The sequence below is a fragment of the Nostoc sp. LEGE 06077 genome, from assembly GCF_015207705.1.
Lineage (GTDB): Bacteria > Cyanobacteriota > Cyanobacteriia > Cyanobacteriales > Nostocaceae > Nostoc_B.
Genome location: NZ_JADEWI010000029.1, coordinates 1 through 17,821, shown reverse-complemented (window position 1 = coordinate 17,821; position 17,821 = coordinate 1). Strand labels below are relative to the sequence as shown.

At 38.2% G+C, this 17,821-nt stretch carries 15 protein-coding genes and 1 CRISPR repeat array; of the genes, 2 read left to right on the top strand and 13 right to left on the bottom strand.

Features of this window, described 5'->3' with window-relative positions:
* Window positions 1-35: 35 nt before the first annotated feature.
* Window positions 36-946: direct repeats of the CRISPR family, unit length 37 nt; unit sequence GTTTCAATCCCTGATAGGGATTATTTGAAATTGCAAT.
* Window positions 947-1,169: 223 nt separating this feature from the next.
* The 6 genes from cas2 to IQ244_RS18300 form a co-directional block, all read right to left on the bottom strand.
* Complete coding sequence (gene cas2, locus IQ244_RS18325) at window positions 1,170-1,463, bottom strand: CRISPR-associated endonuclease Cas2 (protein WP_193896630.1); 294 nt, start codon at window positions 1,461-1,463, stop codon at window positions 1,170-1,172.
* A 35-nt stretch (window positions 1,464-1,498) separates the two neighbouring features.
* A complete protein-coding gene (cas1d, locus tag IQ244_RS18320) occupies window positions 1,499-2,503 on the bottom strand; it encodes a type I-D CRISPR-associated endonuclease Cas1d (RefSeq protein ID WP_193896628.1) in 1,005 nt (334 codons plus the stop codon).
* 162 nt (window positions 2,504-2,665) lie between these two features.
* Window positions 2,666-3,328, bottom strand: a complete 663-nt coding sequence (cas4, locus tag IQ244_RS18315; RefSeq protein WP_228058999.1) for a CRISPR-associated protein Cas4 — start codon at window positions 3,326-3,328, stop codon at window positions 2,666-2,668.
* A gap of 3 nt (window positions 3,329-3,331) precedes the next feature.
* Window positions 3,332-3,694 carry a four helix bundle protein gene (locus tag IQ244_RS18310; RefSeq protein ID WP_193896626.1) on the bottom strand — a complete coding sequence of 121 codons (363 nt, stop codon included), beginning with the start codon at window positions 3,692-3,694 and terminating at the stop codon, window positions 3,332-3,334.
* A gap of 147 nt (window positions 3,695-3,841) precedes the next feature.
* A complete protein-coding gene (gene cas6, locus IQ244_RS18305) occupies window positions 3,842-4,669 on the bottom strand; it encodes a CRISPR-associated endoribonuclease Cas6 (RefSeq protein ID WP_193896624.1) in 828 nt (275 codons plus the stop codon).
* Entirely contained in the window at window positions 4,659-5,279 is a 621-nt protein-coding gene (locus IQ244_RS18300; RefSeq protein ID WP_193896622.1) for a 2OG-Fe(II) oxygenase, read from the bottom strand. Before IQ244_RS18300 ends, cas6 begins: the two co-directional genes overlap by 11 nt.
* Window positions 5,280-5,388: 109 nt before the next feature.
* Here IQ244_RS18300 and IQ244_RS18295 point away from each other — a divergent pair, with 109 nt between their 5' ends.
* On the top strand, window positions 5,389-5,799 hold the full coding sequence (locus IQ244_RS18295; protein WP_193896620.1) for a hypothetical protein: 411 nt from the start codon (window positions 5,389-5,391) through the stop codon (window positions 5,797-5,799).
* Here the strand turns inward: IQ244_RS18295 and cas5d are convergent, their stop codons facing one another.
* The 6 genes from cas5d to cas3 all read right to left on the bottom strand — a co-directional run bounded on the left by cas5d (window position 5,800) and on the right by cas3 (window position 14,320).
* Entirely contained in the window at window positions 5,800-6,507 is a 708-nt protein-coding gene (gene cas5d, locus IQ244_RS18290; RefSeq protein ID WP_193896618.1) for a type I-D CRISPR-associated protein Cas5/Csc1, read from the bottom strand.
* Between the two features lie 5 nt (window positions 6,508-6,512).
* Entirely contained in the window at window positions 6,513-7,547 is a 1,035-nt protein-coding gene (cas7d, locus tag IQ244_RS18285; protein WP_193896616.1) for a type I-D CRISPR-associated protein Cas7/Csc2, read from the bottom strand.
* Between the two features lie 43 nt (window positions 7,548-7,590).
* A complete protein-coding gene (gene cas10d, locus IQ244_RS18280; protein WP_193896614.1) occupies window positions 7,591-10,911 on the bottom strand; it encodes a type I-D CRISPR-associated protein Cas10d/Csc3 in 3,321 nt (1,106 codons plus the stop codon).
* Window positions 10,911-11,291 (bottom strand): DUF5615 family PIN-like protein, encoded by a 381-nt coding sequence (locus IQ244_RS18275; RefSeq protein WP_193896612.1) that lies wholly within the window; start codon window positions 11,289-11,291, stop codon window positions 10,911-10,913. Before IQ244_RS18275 ends, cas10d begins: the two co-directional genes overlap by 1 nt.
* Window positions 11,288-11,548, bottom strand: a complete 261-nt coding sequence (locus tag IQ244_RS18270) for a DUF433 domain-containing protein (protein WP_193896610.1) — start codon at window positions 11,546-11,548, stop codon at window positions 11,288-11,290. Before IQ244_RS18270 ends, IQ244_RS18275 begins: the two co-directional genes overlap by 4 nt.
* A 639-nt stretch (window positions 11,549-12,187) precedes the next feature.
* Window positions 12,188-14,320: a type I-D CRISPR-associated helicase Cas3' gene (cas3, locus tag IQ244_RS18265; RefSeq protein WP_193896607.1), complete on the bottom strand. Its 2,133-nt coding sequence runs from the start codon at window positions 14,318-14,320 to the stop codon at window positions 12,188-12,190.
* Window positions 14,321-14,641: 321 nt separating this feature from the next.
* Here cas3 and IQ244_RS18260 point away from each other — a divergent pair, with 321 nt between their 5' ends.
* A complete protein-coding gene (locus tag IQ244_RS18260) occupies window positions 14,642-15,508 on the top strand; it encodes a WYL domain-containing protein (protein ID WP_193896605.1) in 867 nt (288 codons plus the stop codon).
* Window positions 15,509-15,515: 7 nt separating this feature from the next.
* Here IQ244_RS18260 and IQ244_RS18255 read toward each other — a convergent pair.
* A partial coding sequence (locus IQ244_RS18255) for a hypothetical protein (protein ID WP_193896603.1) occupies window positions 15,516-17,821 on the bottom strand: 2,306 nt, incomplete at its 5' end.

Below are 17,821 nucleotides of genomic sequence, written 5' to 3'. Positions count from 1 at the left end.
CAAAGAAAAAGATGAAAAGAAAGACTTTTGCAAGAGGTCTAATCTGTAATATGGATTATTTGAAATTGCAATAAGTCGGGACAGAAATAACTTTCTTCAATCTCTGGTGTTTCAATCCCTGATAGGGATTATTTGAAATTGCAATTTAAAAGATAAATCTATTTTAGGTGTAGCGGGAGTTTCAATCCCTGATAGGGATTATTTGAAATTGCAATTCAAGAGCTATCAGCTGTAATCGTGGAGGGATTATGTTTCAATCCCTGATAGGGATTATTTGAAATTGCAATGGCAGTGCTGACCAGTCCAGAAGTTTCTGAATCTATCGTTTCAATCCCTGATAGGGATTATTTGAAATTGCAATCAGCTTCCTTTAAAGAATTCTCTGACGTTAAACTGTTTCAATCCCTGATAGGGATTATTTGAAATTGCAATTATGGGTGAAGGCTCAAGAGCTAAATGCATAGGAAGTTTCAATCCCTGATAGGGATTATTTGAAATTGCAATGATCGCTGGCTCCAATTGCTGAATAAGGCGTGAGTCGTGAGAGTTTCAATCCCTGATAGGGATTATTTGAAATTGCAATAAGGCACACGAAGCTTAGATAGCATAACTAGCCAGTTTCAATCCCTGATAGGGATTATTTGAAATTGCAATTCCTATTTGGTCAAAAACTTTTTTAAACTTCTGGGCATTAGTTTCAATCCCTGATAGGGATTATTTGAAATTGCAATTCAATTGAAGCTGTGGGAATCGGGCTTTTTGGTTTGTTTCAATCCCTGATAGGGATTATTTGAAATTGCAATCAATTTTAAATCCTTGCCACTCAATGATTTTTTTGTTTCAATCCCTGATAGGGATTATTTGAAATTGCAATTTCCCAGGAAAAAGCCAACATCAGGATTGAGATACGTTTCAATCCCTGATAGGGATTATTTGAAATTGCAATTGCGGGAGCCGGAAAGCTAATCTGTATTTGGTTTTCGAGGTTCGGTTTCGCGGATGGGTTGATTATAACAGTAGAAAATGTCAGTTGACTTAAGGAGAATAGCTGAAACCCATGCTGTACAAGATGCGCGAATGATTTTAATTTAATTTTCTGGCGAAAGCTTGTGCTGAAAGGAATACAGCCATTTTTCATTAACCCTGATTTTTTACACCTACCCATCCGCTCATTCAGCAAAGAAAATGCTTTCGTCACGGGGTTGTTCGCCACCGATGCGTTCAATTTTATCAAAACAGCAAGCGCAGAGAAAGTAAAAGCGGATGCTGTCGGTATCTGGTTTAATTAGTTTGTGCAAGCGCGATCGCAATTTGGCATATTGAGTCTCGGTAAGCTGGCACTCAAACACACTATACTGCACCCACTGTCCGTAAGACTTCAAAATTTTATGGATTTTGGTGCGGCGTTTGTCTTCCGGGACATCGTAAGATACAACAACTTTCTTTTTCAATTTATCCTTCATTCCATCATTACCCCCTATCACCTGTAACCTCTCAACTATTTCAAAACCAATGGCGGATATTTTTCTGTTTCACCCATGAGGTATTTCGCTAATAGCCGCGCTTGTAGTTCAAAAGCTTCTTGATAAGTGCATTTGCGCCCCATGACTGGATGTTTAAATTCGGATTGTTTTTTCTGTGCGTATAAGCGCAAGAATGTTTTTCGTCCTTCTGGTGTGAGGGAAACTGCACCGCTTAAGGGTTCGGTTACAAAATCTGCGGGTGTTAGCAGTTGCTTGTTTAAGGTAGATAACACTACTGCATCTACTATTAGAGGGCGAAATTCTTCCATTAAGTCTAGTGCTAGAGAGGGTCTACCATAGCGATCGCAATGCAGATATCCTAAATATGGATCAAACCCAACTATATTAATCGCCCCTTGCACGTCATGGCGCAATAAGGAGTAACCAAAACTGAGTAAGGAATTCACCGGATCTGTTGGCGGACGGCGCAGGCGGTGAGAAAATTGAAATTCTACGTTGCGAATTAGTTGATCAAAACAACCAAAATAAGCTGCACTCCCCGCACCTTCTAAACCTCGCAGTGAGTTGATGTTGTGAGTTGTGTCAATCGGTGCGATCGCTTGTTCCAATTGGGTTATCTTTTTAGATAAATCTATATCTGAAGATTCACGCTGACGACGGGTAAGAATTTGGCGATAATTTTTCAATTTACCACGGACAAATCCTTGCACAACATGAATTGCTTGGGGTGATTCTCCAGCAGCTAGCCATTGAGCTTTGCGAACAAATATATTTTTAGTTACTTCTGGTTCTATGCGTCCTAAATAACGCCCATTTTCTGTGAGGAATGTGAGAGGAATACTACGTTCTAAAAGTTCGGAAATGACGGCGGGGGAAACTGTGGCGCGTCCTAAAACTACTACACCATCTATTTTGATGAGTGGGACATCTAAAATTATCTTTTTATCGAATTTGACGCTGAGACGTTCGTCAATTTTCCCAATGAAAGCATCTTCCTGGGCGATGTAAACTGTACCCATGATTGTTTGTTTCCTTATTAGAAGTGAAAGAGAGTTTTTTAACGCAGAGTGGCGCGGAGTTCTCGCAGAGTTTCGCGGAGTATGAGAAAGAGTTATGTGCAGCGTTCTTCTTTGCGCCTTGGCGTGAGCTTTTCAAAAATATTCTCAGCAACACCAAATTATTTATGCTGCTTCTTGATATCGTTTTACTTTATCGGCAGTTTGAGGCAAACATTGAGGAGATAAACTGCATCCATCACAGCGTTTTGTTTTGATAGCTTTGGGCATTGCGCCTGTAAACAATAGCATTTGCACGGCTTCAATTGTGGCGATCGCACTTTGGCGTAATTCGTCGTTAATTTCTACTAATTGACGTTGGTGGGAATGGACGTAATAAATATAGCCAGTGTTGATAGTTTTGCCTGTCATTTCTTCTAAACACAAGGCTTGAGCGCAGACTTGTAATTCATCATTATCCCATTCACCTTTGCGTCCGCGTTTGTATTCGATGGGGTAGCATTCACCGTTTTCTAATTCAATTAAGTCTGCTTTACCAATCAGTTTGTACTTGTCTGACTTCAACCAAATGGCTCGGATTTGCTCAGTTTCTTCTCGCTGTCCTTCGCCTACAGTATGGACGCGATCGTGTAATGTTGTGCCTTCAATTGTGTATTGATTATCAACAAATTCGCCTGCACAAAACATCCGCCAGCAGCGATGCGAACAGTAGGCATATTGGTTTAATGCTGCGATCGGAACGTATTCATCAGGTGACAGGTTATGGGTTACAGGTGACAGATTAGATGTTTCCGACAAAAGAATATTAGTTTGATTTTGATTATTCATTAGCTACTTTAATATCCGATAGCGAAGAGTCGTAAGCATTTTGCTGATTTCTGTAATCAGAGATAACGTTGGATCAGCTTGTTTAGCAGTGAGATAATTGAGCCTTGTTGATAACATTAATAAAGTTTCTGTTTCCATTAATGAGCCTTTAGATATTGCCAGAAAATGAGCATAATCGTTTTTGCTACTACTGCGTCCGTGACCCTCAGCAATATTGGTAGGCACAGATACTGCTGCACGAGTAATTTGTGATGTAATTCGATATGTTTCTGTAGCCGGGAAATTGGTAGTGAATTCATATATCTGAACTGCCATATCCATTGACTTTTGCCAGACAATTAAATCTCTATATGATTCTATTTTCATAGGTGACAGGTGAAAGGTTACAGCAAGTTAGTTTATATAAAACTTTGAGATAAACTTAGTATGCCCATTTACCTATCATCACTAACCATAAATTATCTCTTCTTCCCTTCTTATATCTCCTATCCCCTGTAACCCATAACCTGTAACCTATAACCTTCTTCCCATCCCCATACCCATTGTTGTTTTTCGTCCAACACCTGCATATAATGCAAAGTTAGCTAAGGTGTTAATTTGCTTAATTTGTAGTGGGTCAATTTCACTTAAAATTCGATAGTTAACTTCGCCAATAATGCCAATAAATTTGCTGCGGGAGTCGGCTAATATTTCTGTGTGAATGTTAACAAATGAAGGAAATATTGACTCAAGAGTAATTTGAGAAAATTCTATGCCACTATATTTATTCCACCGCGAAAGTAGGGAATTAAAAACACATTCTCTTGTTGGGAGGGTGGTATCAAAATGTCCTTGACGGAAGGCGGTGGGTGTGGCGAAGCTCAAGTTAAGAGAGCGTTCAGTTTCACTGGCTTCTTCGTATAATTGGGTATAGGTGCAAGCATTTGCCCAAGGTTGCGTTGATTGGGGTGTGCCTTGAATGCTGGTAATATACAGGTCAGCCGGGCCAAGATGCCAAGGGTGACTAGGATTAAGATTTAGCCATAGTTGCGTTAGTTTGCTAAATAGGGTGTCATCTAACAAGGAAATTCGCCACCAACAATGCGTTCCGGCAGGAATGGGTTGTTGATGTTCCCAGCGAAGTTTAGATCCCCCCTTACCACCCTTCAAAAGGGGGGAATTAACTTGTAAGGGAGAGAGGGTGAAAGCTTTATCTGCGGTGGAATCGTGCAAGCGATCGCCCAATGTGGTATCTACAGAACTAACGAGGGTTAAAAATAAGGCGTGGAGATGTCTACCTGTAAGATATTGTGGTGGAATGGGCGATTGAGGTAGCAAATTCAACACTAAACTATGAGGCATACTTTCTTTTTTTGGTTGTAGACTGAGTGATTCTTGACTCTACAGTAAACTCAGGGATTTCCTGGAGTTCAGCATCACTCAAACTATACTGTTCACAAACTAAACTCAGACGATTTCCTGGGGTTTTGACGGCGTTAACCGAATGGGTTAAATCACCTTGAAAATAAACTAAAGTATTGAATTGGGGCTTAATTTGCCCAAGTTGACGTTTGTGCGATCGCAATACCAGTTCTCCCCCTTCCATATCCGCAGGTACTCGCACATAGAGAACACTGACAACCGCAGGCGGTTCAATGGTTTTGGAGTAGGAACGTAAGGAGCGATCGATATGCGGATCGACGCGGGAGCCTTCTTTTAGCTGTAAAGGATTGAGGTAAAAAGCATTACAATTGGGCTGGAGAGCCAAATCGAGGTAAGGTTTGAAGTAGGGAAACTGCTGTTCTACCTTTGCTAATCCAGAACGCTGAAATACTACAGAAAATCCTTTAGTGGCGACAAAATCGCGGTTGAGGTTGTTGATAGCAAAGTAAGGACAAGCTTGGATTTCTCCCCACAAGTTGTTTAGGTAATCGCTGGGGAAGGCGTTGGATTGTTGTTGATAGTGTTTCACGGGGGATAGAGGAGCGATCGCTGAATGTGGTATCTAAAATTTTAAAGACTGTCGAGTGATGATAGTAGTATTCTTTTAAGTGAAAAAAACTACATAGGGAGAAAGACCAATGAGAATTGATGATTACAATGCAGCAAAGGCACTAACTGAAAAACTTAAAGAGAACTTACCCATTAAAGCACGAGCAGGCAAGGAGTTTTTGAAGACATTAAAGCAAAAAGGAGTAAACGCCGATCCAGACAGAGAATTTGAAATTGATTTCGTTGGCTATTCAGGAGATGAAGGTGGGATTATGTGCGGACTAAAAGAACCAAATAATCCCGAAAGTGAAGAAAAATATGTTTCTTCTATTACTCATCTAAAGATTGATCCTAACCATCCTTTAGCTGCTGAAGTGCAGACTTACCAACGTCAGCGAATACGTAAATTAATGTTGCAAGATTCTAGAGGTTTTAAAGCCGAGTTAATGACGATAGAGCCTCGAAAAAATAAAACCCGTAGTAAAGGTTTTGGGAAGTGATTAACTCCGAAAACGATATTCTATCCGAACTGGAATTTTTAAGTTTTGAATGCCATCAAATTGATAGTATTGACCTCGCATTTGGACATTCTGAATTAAGCTAACTGGAGGCATATTCACAACATCATAGCTAATCACTTGATTGGTGAACATGACATCTAAAGGATTTAATGGATGGGTACAAGTGAATATACCTTCAGAGATTTTAGGTTTCGGTAATTGTTCAACCGTTACTTCAGCTTTGCTCATCCATTTACCCAAGCGAATCCACTTTGGTAGTTTGAGTTCTTTTTGAGATATGACAAAAAACTCAAATCTACTTTCTGCTGCTATTTCCTTCGCTCTCCCAAAACTAGGAATATTTTTCTGTGTTTTTTCCATTTCAACGTGGTAGTTGTTGTTAGCATACTTCCAGGTATTGAGTATAGAAGAATGATTGAGCGATCGCGCCGGAGTTACGTAAATTTCCTGTTGATTGAGTGGCGTTAAATGCTCCTCATATTTTGGCACTTGTTCGGGGCAAAAATAACGGTATGAATGCTCTTCAGCAACGGTAGTAGAGTAGATTTGGCTATCAACTAAACCCAGTGCATAACAGAGAGCGTAATTGTGAATTATTGGCTCTGTTTCATACAATCGCCCGATTTCACGAGTTGCGTAATAGAGGCTGTCATGAAGTTCTATTTGACAGCGATAAATTGAAACCATCTTGCTTACTCCGTGACAGCAGCAGCTTTCTTATTAACCTTGGTATCTTTCTTAGGATCTTTCTTACCTGATTTAAGAACCCATGTTTGAGCATAAATAGATGATTCAGCATTTGCTTGACTCAACATTTCTTGCAATCGAGTTTCATTACTGGTAATAGACTTCACTTCACTCAAAAGTTGTGTGAAGGATGCACCAATAAAATCAGTATGAGAAATGCACTCTTGAGACATTAGAGCAGTAATTGCTTGTGTAGCCGCTTCTAAAACCTCGTCTTCATTGAGCGGATCGGGAGGATTAATTTGCTTTGGAGTTGCATTACTCATTACGTCATATATCTTTTGAGTCCAGAGAAGATTACTAACAATCTCACCATCAGCAAAAATGACTCCAACTAACTCATTACGCACTCTACCAGTGCGGGTAGTCTGCGCTCCATAATGGCGTGTCCTGAGAATATTATTGAAAACGTAGAGAAATCCAGCTTCAGTAGGATCTTTCAGGGTGACAATACTAGGAAAAAAGACTTGAGGTAAGATATGGTCTTGACTATTGATCCGGCTGGTTACTTCTCCTTGACGGCTCATCGTCCCATTTTCAAAAGGCGCATTGAGGGTAAAGTTAAGGTGAGAATCATCAAAAGGTGTAATAGAGTACGCTGTGTCTACAACTACTTTAGATTTCTCAGAACCGGAATCACCAATAGCAAAACCGTAGAGAATACAATCAGGAGTAGTTTTGCTGAAATCTACGTTGTAGTCGCATTTTTCCGAGTCACCAATTTTGTAGTTACGTAATAATTCTCTACCTGTTAAACGTTCTGGTGTAGACTGTTTACGCTTAAACATTGCCAAGCGACTAATAGGTTCTTTGTTTTCAATTCCAGCACGTACTCTAGCTTTATTCAGTTCACCATCTGTCTGGAATAAAGGATAAGATTCTGTAACGCGAATAGTAATGAAATGAACATATTTCCCCATTGGTTTAGCAGGAATTACATCGTGGAAAAATTTAGAATCGAGTGTTTTCAAGAATTTCATGATTTGATTGCTCCGATTTAGTTAGTTGGAATAAAAGAATAAATTAAACTGATGCTTCAAGTTCTAATTCAGGAATATCATCAGGTTCATCTTGTGGACGTGCTTTACGTTCTTCATCATCTGCTAGGCGATAAAGGTATTCACAAGTATCTCTAATTAAATTGAGTTGAGTACCTGCTAAACGTGCGCGATCGCTTTTAAAGCTTTCCTCAAATATTTTTTTTACAAAATACTTAGAGAACTCATAAACTGCTTGACGTTCTTCTTCGGAAGTTAAGGCAGGCTTCCACTTACCATCAATTAAAATTAATGTTGGTTTTCCTTCTGCTTCTTTTCGTCTAACTTTTTTCATAAGACTTGCTATTTTAGCTGCTACGAGTTGTGTTAAAGATTCACTATCATCTGCCAAATCTTTATTAAATTTCAAGATAACATCAGCAGCTTCATCAATTGGCTTGAGAATTGCATTAGCTTTTGGTGGTTTTCCCTTACTTTTAGCTCTATAAAAACTGCGGTATAGCTTGGTTAGTTCGTCAAGTTTAGTCATTTTATCTCCTTTAGGATCAAAGCAGTAGTAAAGGTATCGATACAGACGAATTCTAGCAATAGATACAGAATCAATTTTGTCTTGCTTCCGCAACCATTTATTAAGGTAATGGAAGACATAGAGAGGACTGGTTTCTAAATCCCGTGCCAAATCTGCTAATTTTCCCCAATCTGGATCGCCATCCTTTTTACGGTTAACTTCCAAGTGAATAGAGTAAGCAGTAGTAAGAACATTGAGGGGAGAAAATTCACGCTTTTCTGAACTACGAGGTAAAATGCTATCTAAACGATAGTTATCTTTTTGAATCAAAGAACGAATCGCTTGATGTTCTCCATCAATTAAAACTGTTTCTTCAAAGTCAGCGCCACTAATAAAAGGTGGTACAGGTGATTCTGATGCTACGACTTTCACATCGAGAATAAGCGGTAACGCTAATGCTAACCAAGCTGGTGTTACCCAAGATTCTGTATCTGTAGCGTCTCTTCCAGGCGGTAAGCCTAAAAAGAAAAATGTTAGAGTTTCATGTTCTGGAAAGCTAATTTTGAAAGTGCGATCATCTTCTGGCTTTAGGTTTTCTTTAATCAAGAGAGAATCAACTTTTTGATAATCATCAATTTGAAACTTTGCAACTTGATTTTCTGAGATAAAATGCTTACGCATTTCGGCATCAAACCGAGTTCGAGAAAATTGCTCATAAGCTTTTTGCAAAAATTTATTGGTTTCTGGGGTAAAAAAGTAAGTTGGGTAAAGGTAGAGATAGCGATATTTGCGTCCTTCAAAATCTGCTCCTACGGCATTTGTTTGGTTCATCAAAATTTGCCTCAACATAATCTCAATTGACCAAATTGAGCAAATTTGCCGTTTAGCAGCTTGAGCATTAAATAAAATCTGACGGTTACTGTAGACTTGAGGAGCAAATAAAGTAGCTGATTCCATCTGTTCAGTTACAGTATATGAAGAACTAGAAATTGCACAAACATTTTCTCGTCCTCTACCTGTAATTTTGGCGGCATTATAGCGTTTAAGTTCAACTAAAAATGAGTCTGGTTTTGGTTCTATAACTGCGCCTGTTGGTAAAGAAATAACTTGGTTGACATAAGTTTTTAAGTCATCCCAGCCATCGGGCATATCCTGAAACTCTGCTAAAATTGGTCTAATAAAAGTAGCAACGTGATTCACCATCCTTTTCATAATTTTCAGAATTTGAGCAAAGTCTAAACCTGAATGATTACGAAAGTATTGCGCTGCTAGGTAATACCAATCAAGAGGTACACCACCTGTTTTTTTCAAAGATTGAATTTCTCTGATGGCTGGAATTTCTGCTGATAATTCCAAATATTCAGCTAACTTTTGTGTCAAATCTAAATCAGGAATACTTTTTCTCTGATTTTTTGGCAGTTGTTTTTGCGAATCATTAACTTTTTCGCACCAACTACCCCAAATCCCTCGACACAAAACATCACCGAATTCTGCCAAGCGATCAATGCGAATTTCATTAGCAATTTGTAAATTTAAGTGTGATGATAGTTCGCCTTGTGCTTGATAATTTAGCAAGCTTTCGCCTCGCTTACCAGCAGAAGCAGGTTTTGTGTCTGGAAGTAGCCGAGAAGCAGCATTAATGCTAACTTCCATTAATTCAACTACATCAAAAAATAACCAGTAATAATCTGCAAATTTAAAACCCTTGCCATCACGATTAAAACCTGTCTGTCTTTCCTTCAGTTTCTCTGCACACAGGTGCTTTATTTTGGTAATAACTTGTTCAGGAATTCCATCAGTTTTAATCGGAGGAGCATCAACGGTAGCTAAATAAACAACACCATCAGGTAGATAGAGTAAGGGTGTATAAAAATCTTCAGGATGTGCTGTAATTAAAGCGTTATTGAAAATATTAGTGAGAATTCCACGATTTTCTGAAAGCGAATGATAGGTAAGCTTTAATTGATGATTGCTTAATCTTGCAAGCAATGTAGGTAAACGACCATTTTCTACATCTCTCGGATGTTTAATGACTGAAGCAAATAAATCAGATAGTGAAACTAAGTCAATTAGAACCTGTCTAATTCTGCTATCTAGTCTTTCATCATCTAAAGGTTTTAAGCCACGAGTACTTAAACCTAAATCCGAATCATTTTTAACTCCTGCATTGCTGCTAATCTCAATGATGTCATCAATAAGTTCTTCCCATTGTTCGCCTAGTAAGTGGTATAAGCCAAAATCTAAAATCTTTTTGGTAATATATTCACGTCCCAAATTCGGAGCATCTTCTTTTTTTGGTGGTTCTTCTTCCCAATTGCGAATTATAAAATTTTGTTCTAACCAATCTCGATAGTCAGGGAATTTTTCATAGTCATGCAACAAGTAGGAAACAATAAATACAGAAGATTGCAAATCTTCACAATTACGCTTAACTGGATTTGTGTTTATTTCTTCTGCTTGTAATTTCCTCAAAATTCGATAGCTGGGAAATAGACCATTAAGTAAGTGAGCAAGTATAGATTGGTCGCCAGCATTGTCTCTACGAACAGGATTTTTACCTGCGGCTGCGCGTTTAGCATTTATAATTTCTATCGTGACTTCAAAGAATTTACCGCCTTTAGCGGTTGCGCCTGCTAACTGCCGAATTAAATTAGGTAAAACATAATCTGCAAATTTTTCTAGGATGCGATCGCCTTCATTTCCTTTTGCCTTTTTTACAGCTTCTTTAAATAACCGAATAGTGAGAAGTTCGCGTTTGACAGGCGATTCATCATCTTCATCTTTTGCTGAATCAAAATCTGGTACTTCTTCCGGTAAATCATCATCAAATTCGTTCATTAATTTGCTTCCTCGCTTTCAATAGCTTGATATTCGAGTATTTTTGCTTGTTGAATAATCCATAATTTACCTATCACATCGGCGGATTCTAGCCCAGTGATTAATATTTCAATAGCTTCACGCCAATCAGCAAATGTGTAGCGAGATGGTAGACGAATAATTACAATTCCTGAATAGGTAGAGGGATTATATTTCAGACGATTTCCAAAACCGCGATCGCAAGTGACTAAACATCTACCCTCACGACGACAAACATCAATAACTTCTGGATCGGGTGCAGAACTTAAGCCTTGTCCTGGTACTGTTGCAACATCGTGTCCTGCTAATTGCAATAAAGTTACAAAGCGCAAATCGATATTTTCATCTAGCTTTAATTTCACGCACTTGCTTCCTTTTTTTTTGTCAAAGGAAGTTCCACAAAAACATCCCGCGCCATCTCTGCACCGTAGGCGATGCAAGCCAGTATATCTTCTCTTTCTATACTTGGATAAGCTTCAAGAACTTCTTCAATTGTTGTACCACCAGCTAAATAATCCAAAATTAGAGAAACCCAAATCCGGTGTCCGCGAATGCACGGTTTACCAAAACAAATATTTGGATCGATGGAAATGCGGGAAAGCAGATTATCTTTAGTCATTAGTTTTTCTCCAGATTTTGCGTAACACATCTAAACAAACTTATTGATCATTTACCTAAGTCGTGTAACACTCCATCCGCTTAAGTTCCATCGTTCACACTTCCAAGCATTTGCAGAGACTTTATGACTATTGATATAGTAACGACCTCTTTTCTTGACCTCTTTGCGCTTCGGTTTGACTCTAACAGCCATTCCTCCCTTGGTTATACCAACATCAAACCGCGAATTTTTAGTCTTGATCCAGTCTAAAACTGAGCTACGTAAGCTTTCTGGCATCTTAGAGATATCGTCGTCGTTGAGATGAATGTCCATAAAAATACCTAATGAGAGGCGTATTCTCATCATCTTGGCATCTTCTTCTCGAAAGATCAACTAGTTACTGTAGCTTTATGATTAATATGTCACTGTAGCTCTGTGAATAGCCTCGGCGGAAACAACATCGTGTAATCTATATATAAGGAGAAAGAAACGCAGTGCAGTACTGCATAGGTATAAATGCCTAAAATAATACCTCTTAGGGATTGAAACACTGTTGCTTTCTGATTTCGAGCAAAATTCTTTCTCCTCAAGCTTTTAAGCCAATTCATCGTTCATCCTCCTTTAGCTTAATCTTGGTAACTGTAAACGTTCATAGCAACTTCAACATATCCATCCTTCATCGTCTTTTGGCTTCCAATGCCAAGTTAAGGTTTCCAATAACAGCGCGTCTTGTCCAAAAGTAATGGTGTAGCGAGGACTTTTATCCTCTGGCTCATTAGTGAGGGGGTAAGCTTGAAAGTGCATAGGTAATCCGAGAGTGGCGCGTAAAAAGTTGCGATCGCGGTCTGAAATGAAGCACACTAGTTTACGTCTACTCACAGCATCACTAATTTGGTTGATACCGTAACCGTGTCGTTGGGAAATCTCTAAACCCTGTAGTTCGTGTTGTTTATCTGGTAGAACTTGCACCTTACCAGATTTAGCTAATTCTCTCAGATTACCTGGATAATAGAAGTGCCAATCTTCCCGCACATCCCGATAGCCTTTGAACTTTAAATAACACAAAGCTTTATCAAAGCGAGTAGTAATTACTCCAGCTTTCTCGGCTTTCTCCATAAAGCTATTTTTATCCCATAACTCGAAAATAAAGTTATTGAGAATGCCAGGAAGATTATACATTTTAAATCTTTCTGCTTCTGGCTCATCTGGATTAGTTAAGTCATAAATTGCACAATCTAACTGGCTACTTCCCCGAAAACTCCTAGCCTCATCAATAATTTTTGTTTTTCCTTCACTCTGACAGCGATAAAACTGTGCATTCATCTGTTTAATGCTAATTCCCAAAGCATTTTGAACACTAGTACCAAATTTCTTAGCTACCTCTGGATATTTCTCTTTGATATGATAGTTTCCTTGCAGCTTTGAATAGATATAAGCTGACTGTATACCACCCCATCGCTGAGGATATCGCTCAAACTGATTTTTAAATGTCCAAAATTCATTAATGGCATTGTTAAAATTAACGCGATCGTAAGTTTCACCATCTTGTAAAGGATGAGATTTATCTGTAAATAGCCTTGCAATAAGAAAGTTAGGTATTAAAGCGTAAGCTTGATAAGTTTCAAAACCTTTATGTCTGCCAAGCCTACCAAATCGTTGAATAAAGTTCCCCGCATCAGCAGCTTCAAAAACTAAGAAATTAATCCGAAAGTCTACGCCAACATCAATTGTAGACGTACCCAAAAGTAAATCTGCTTCGGCAACTGATTGAGACTTTTCTGTTTCTCCAGTTAAGCCAGTATTTTCTCTAACCTTCCATCGCGGTTCAAAAATAGGTTTTAACTTATCTATTAGCTTTTTAACTGCGGCGATGGAATTTAAAATAATTGCACCTTTGCTGTTAGGATAGTCTTGAAAAAACTTTAAAATCACCGTTTCAGCATTTTCTTCTATCCATTTATAGCTAGAACTAAGATTAGGCTCTATTCCTTGAGCAAAGCATAAGTTAATAGGTTGACTAATCTGCCGCCACCCATCATTTGAATCATCTGATGAAAATTTGTAAGCTCCAACAGCATCTGGAGCAATTTCTTTATATCTAAGTTGAGCCTTTTCTAGAAAAGTCTTTAACAATTCGTTAGGTGTAGCAGAAAGAAATAGAAATTTTTTATTATTATCGCCAGTGTGTTTAATTAAAAGTATTGTATTGATAACACTAGCTATTTGCGGTGATGAAAAAATATGAAATTCATCATAGATAAACAATTTATAATTTTCATCTATACGTCTGAATAACCTGTCAGGATTATCTATCTTTCCTCTCAAGTAGTAAAAATTATGGATGTAATGGAAAATATCAGGGTTCGTCAGTAGAATTTCATAGTTAGTAGAAAAATCTTCTATGCCATCTCGTTTGGAAGACAGCTTACCAGTAGCTATATATTTTTCCAAAATAGCCGCATTTAAACGATTAATTTGAGGTTCGTACTTGGGTTTAAATTTATCTTTGTATCCTTGAACCTGTTTTTCTTGATCTCGTGCGAGTTCATTTGTCGGATACATTGCTAAAGTGTACGTGCGATTTGTCATTGCTGATAAATAAGCAGCCAAGCTTTTACCATCGCCTGTCATTGCTTTATTGAAGACAACATCAATATTTGGATCTTGTAATGCTTGATAGGTTTCTGCTTGATGCCAAGAAAGCGACCAATCTTTAGGTAATTTCACCCCGTCAGGTGTGCTAACGGTTTGAGAATAGACAGGTTTGAGATTTATGCTGTAATTTTCGGACATATCCTTGAAAATCCCCTGTAAATGCTTAGTTTATCTAAACTGCTATGTTGAAAGAATGACAAACTTATGAATTCAAGCAATTTCTGCCACCAATGGTGGCAGGTTTTATATATGTGCTAATAAATACCACCCACAAATTTCTGCAACCAATGGTTGCAGTTTTTTAAATGGGTATAAAACATCTCCAGGCTATTTCTCGCACCAATGGTGCGAGTTTTTCAATTTACTTAAAAACTGTCCGTAACTCGTTGTTATTCCTTATAATGCCATGCAAAATAGAAGTTGCCAAGATATATCCGTATAAAAGTGTCCGTATAAAATATGAGTCGAAAAGGTCAATCTATTACACTGTCGATATCAGAACATGATAAAGCCGAGCTAGAAGCGATCGCCTTAGAATTCGGTATGATGTGGGGAGAGGAACCTAACATCTCTAAGTTAATTAAAGCGATCGCTCAACGTAAGTTACTCATCGGTAACAATAACGATTGGAAAGAACCACGCATCAGAGCATTACATAGATGTATCAATGCGTTGACAGATATCGGGCAAATTGAACAAGCCCAAATCATTGCAAACTTACTTCTCGAACGCAGCGAACTATCATTACCGTTGCGAGGCGAAATCGAACGTTTCCTAGAGAATTTGCCCCCACCTTGGCGCTTAGAAATAGACCGTTATATCTTGCGCGAACAGCCTTTTCAGCTTTCCTATCAAGATGCAGCAGAGCGTGTGTTTAATTTTACCGTTAGCTATGCCAAAGTTACACCCCACGAAAAGCGGCAATATCTTGATTGCTGGTGCGAAGAGACAGAAGGAAACTTTGATGTACCAGAACTGGTTCACAATTGGAGTTTACGATTAGACAGAATTACTGAAGCTGCTGTCATGCCAATTTCTGGTGAGTGGCGTACTAATTTGGCTGAGATAGAAGTGGAAATGCATCTATTTGCTGGCTTGGCTTTTGCCTATCAAGCTAAACCAGAAGACGAAATTAGTGAATGGCTACAAGATAAAGCGCGAGTCAGGCGAGTTGTCAGGCGAGTTTCTAGTACATTTTGGTTTAGCCGCGAAGTCATGCAGTATGCGCCAGATTGTGTAGTGATTTTACCGGAGAATGTGCGATCGCTCATCAAAGAAAAACTCAAAACCCTCTGCCAGCATTATGATTTAGACGTTAATTCCTGAGATAGACTTACCAAGGTAAACGCCCGGAATAATTATTTCCCCGGCGTTCACGTTCTATCTCCAAACGCTGTTTGAGCATTTTGTAGACTTCTCGTGCAAGAGTATCCAAGTTTTCCAATTCGTCTTCTGAAGCAGCATCACGATTCACAGATGAATCATGATAATTCTCCTCAATGGAATCGCTTGAAGTTGAATTTTCAAAGCGTGCTTGGATAACTTGCCTATAAATTTCAGGTTTGATAAAATCAGCTTTTTTTGGAGTTTGAACATATTTTAAAGATTTTAATTTATTGTCCCATTTTTTCTTATCTCTAAGCGGTTGTACAACCGTCGTTTGGCTAACATCATCAGCTTTACTTTCACCAAACAATTCAGAAATATTCAACCATGAATCTGGTAGATCTTGTGCTGGTACTTTTTGGATGCGGTGAGCGGGAGCATAAGAAATAGGAACAGGATGAGGTACATCCAGGGAGTCTATTTGATCTGCAAATTTAGGTGATATAAAGTTCGATGAGTCAGAAAGAGGGTAAAAAATAGAAATATTTTTTAATGCTTTAGGTAATTGGGGAATTTCTTCTTTATTTTGAGAATTTTGCTCTATATATTTATTTGATACGCCATCAGTTTTTGTACTATTACTATTTCCTTTTACCTGAATAACTTTTGAGTCTACATCATCATTTGATGTGTTGTTTTCTCCTAGTTGAGATGTCGTTGATAGACTCTCTATTTTTGGATTTGCAATAGAATCATTGCTGTCTCGTTTTGCTTGAACAACTGTTGAATCTACATGAGTATTTGATGTGGCTGGTTGATGAGAAACAGAATCACTGGTTTGGAGCTTTGCTTGAATTAATGTTGAATCTACACCAGTAGTTGATATGGCGTTTTCTCCTGGTTGAGATGTCGTTGATAGACTCTCTAGTTTTGGATTTGCAATAGAATCATTGCTGTCTTGTTTTGTTTGGATAACTTTTGATTCTGTAACAGTAGATGCTATGGCTGGTTGATGAGAAATAGAATCACTAGTTTGGAGTTTTGTTTGAATTACTGTTGAATCTAAATTAGTATTTAATGTGGTATTTTCTGATGATGATGTCGTTGATAGACTCTCTATTCTTGGATTTGCAATAAAATCATTGCTGTCTTGTTTTGTTTGGATAACTTTTGATTCTACATGAGTATTTGGTGTGGCGTTTTCTGCTGGTGGTGATGTCGTTGATAGACTCTCTATTTTTGGATTTGCAGTAAAATCCTTGCTATCTTGTTGTGCTTGAATAACTGTTGATTCTACACCAGCATTTGATGTGGCGTTTTCTCCTGGTTGAGATGTCGTTGATAGACTCTCTATTTTTGGATTTGCAGTAAAATCCTTGCTATCTTGTTGTGCTTGAATAACTGTTGATTCTACATCAGCATTTGATGTGGCGTTTTCTCTTGGTTGAGATGTCGTTGATAGACTCTCTATTTTTGGATTTGCAATAGAATCATTGCTGTCTTGTTTTGTTTGGATAACTTTTGATTCTACACCAGCATTTGATGTGGCGTTTTCTCCTGGTTGAGATGTCGTTGATAGACTCTCTATTTTTGGATTTGCAGTAAAATCCTTGCTATCTTGTTGTGCTTGAATAACTGTTGATTCTACATCAGCATTTGATGTGGCGTTTTCTCTTGGTTGAGATGTCGTTGATAGACTCTCTATTTTTGGATTTGCAATAGAATCATTGCTGTCTTGTTTTGTTTGGATAACTTTTGATTCTGTAACAGTAGATGCTATGGCTGGTTGATGAGAAATAGAATCACTAGTTTGGAGTTTTGTTTGAATAACTTTTGAATCTAAATTAGTATTTGATGTGTCGTTTTTTCCTGGTGATGTTGTTGATAGACTCTCTATTTTTGGATTTGCAATAGAATCATTGCTGTCTCGTTTTGTTTGGATAACTGTTGAATCTACATCAGCATTTGATGTGGCGTTTTCTGCTGGTGATGTCGTTGATAGACTCTCTACTTTTGGATTTGCAATAGAATCATTGCTGTCTTGTTTTGTTTGGATAACTTTTGATTCTGTAACAGTAGATGCTATGGCTGGTTGATGAGAAATAGAATCACTAGTTTGGATTTTTGTTTGGATAACTGTTGAATCTACATCAGAATTTGATGTGGCGTTTTCTGCTGGTGATGTTGTTGATAGACTCTCTATTTTTGGATTTGCAATAGAATCATTGCTATCTTGTTTTGTTTGAATAACTTTTGATTCTGTAACAGTAGATGCTATGGCTGGTTGATGAGAAATAGAATCACTAGTTTGGA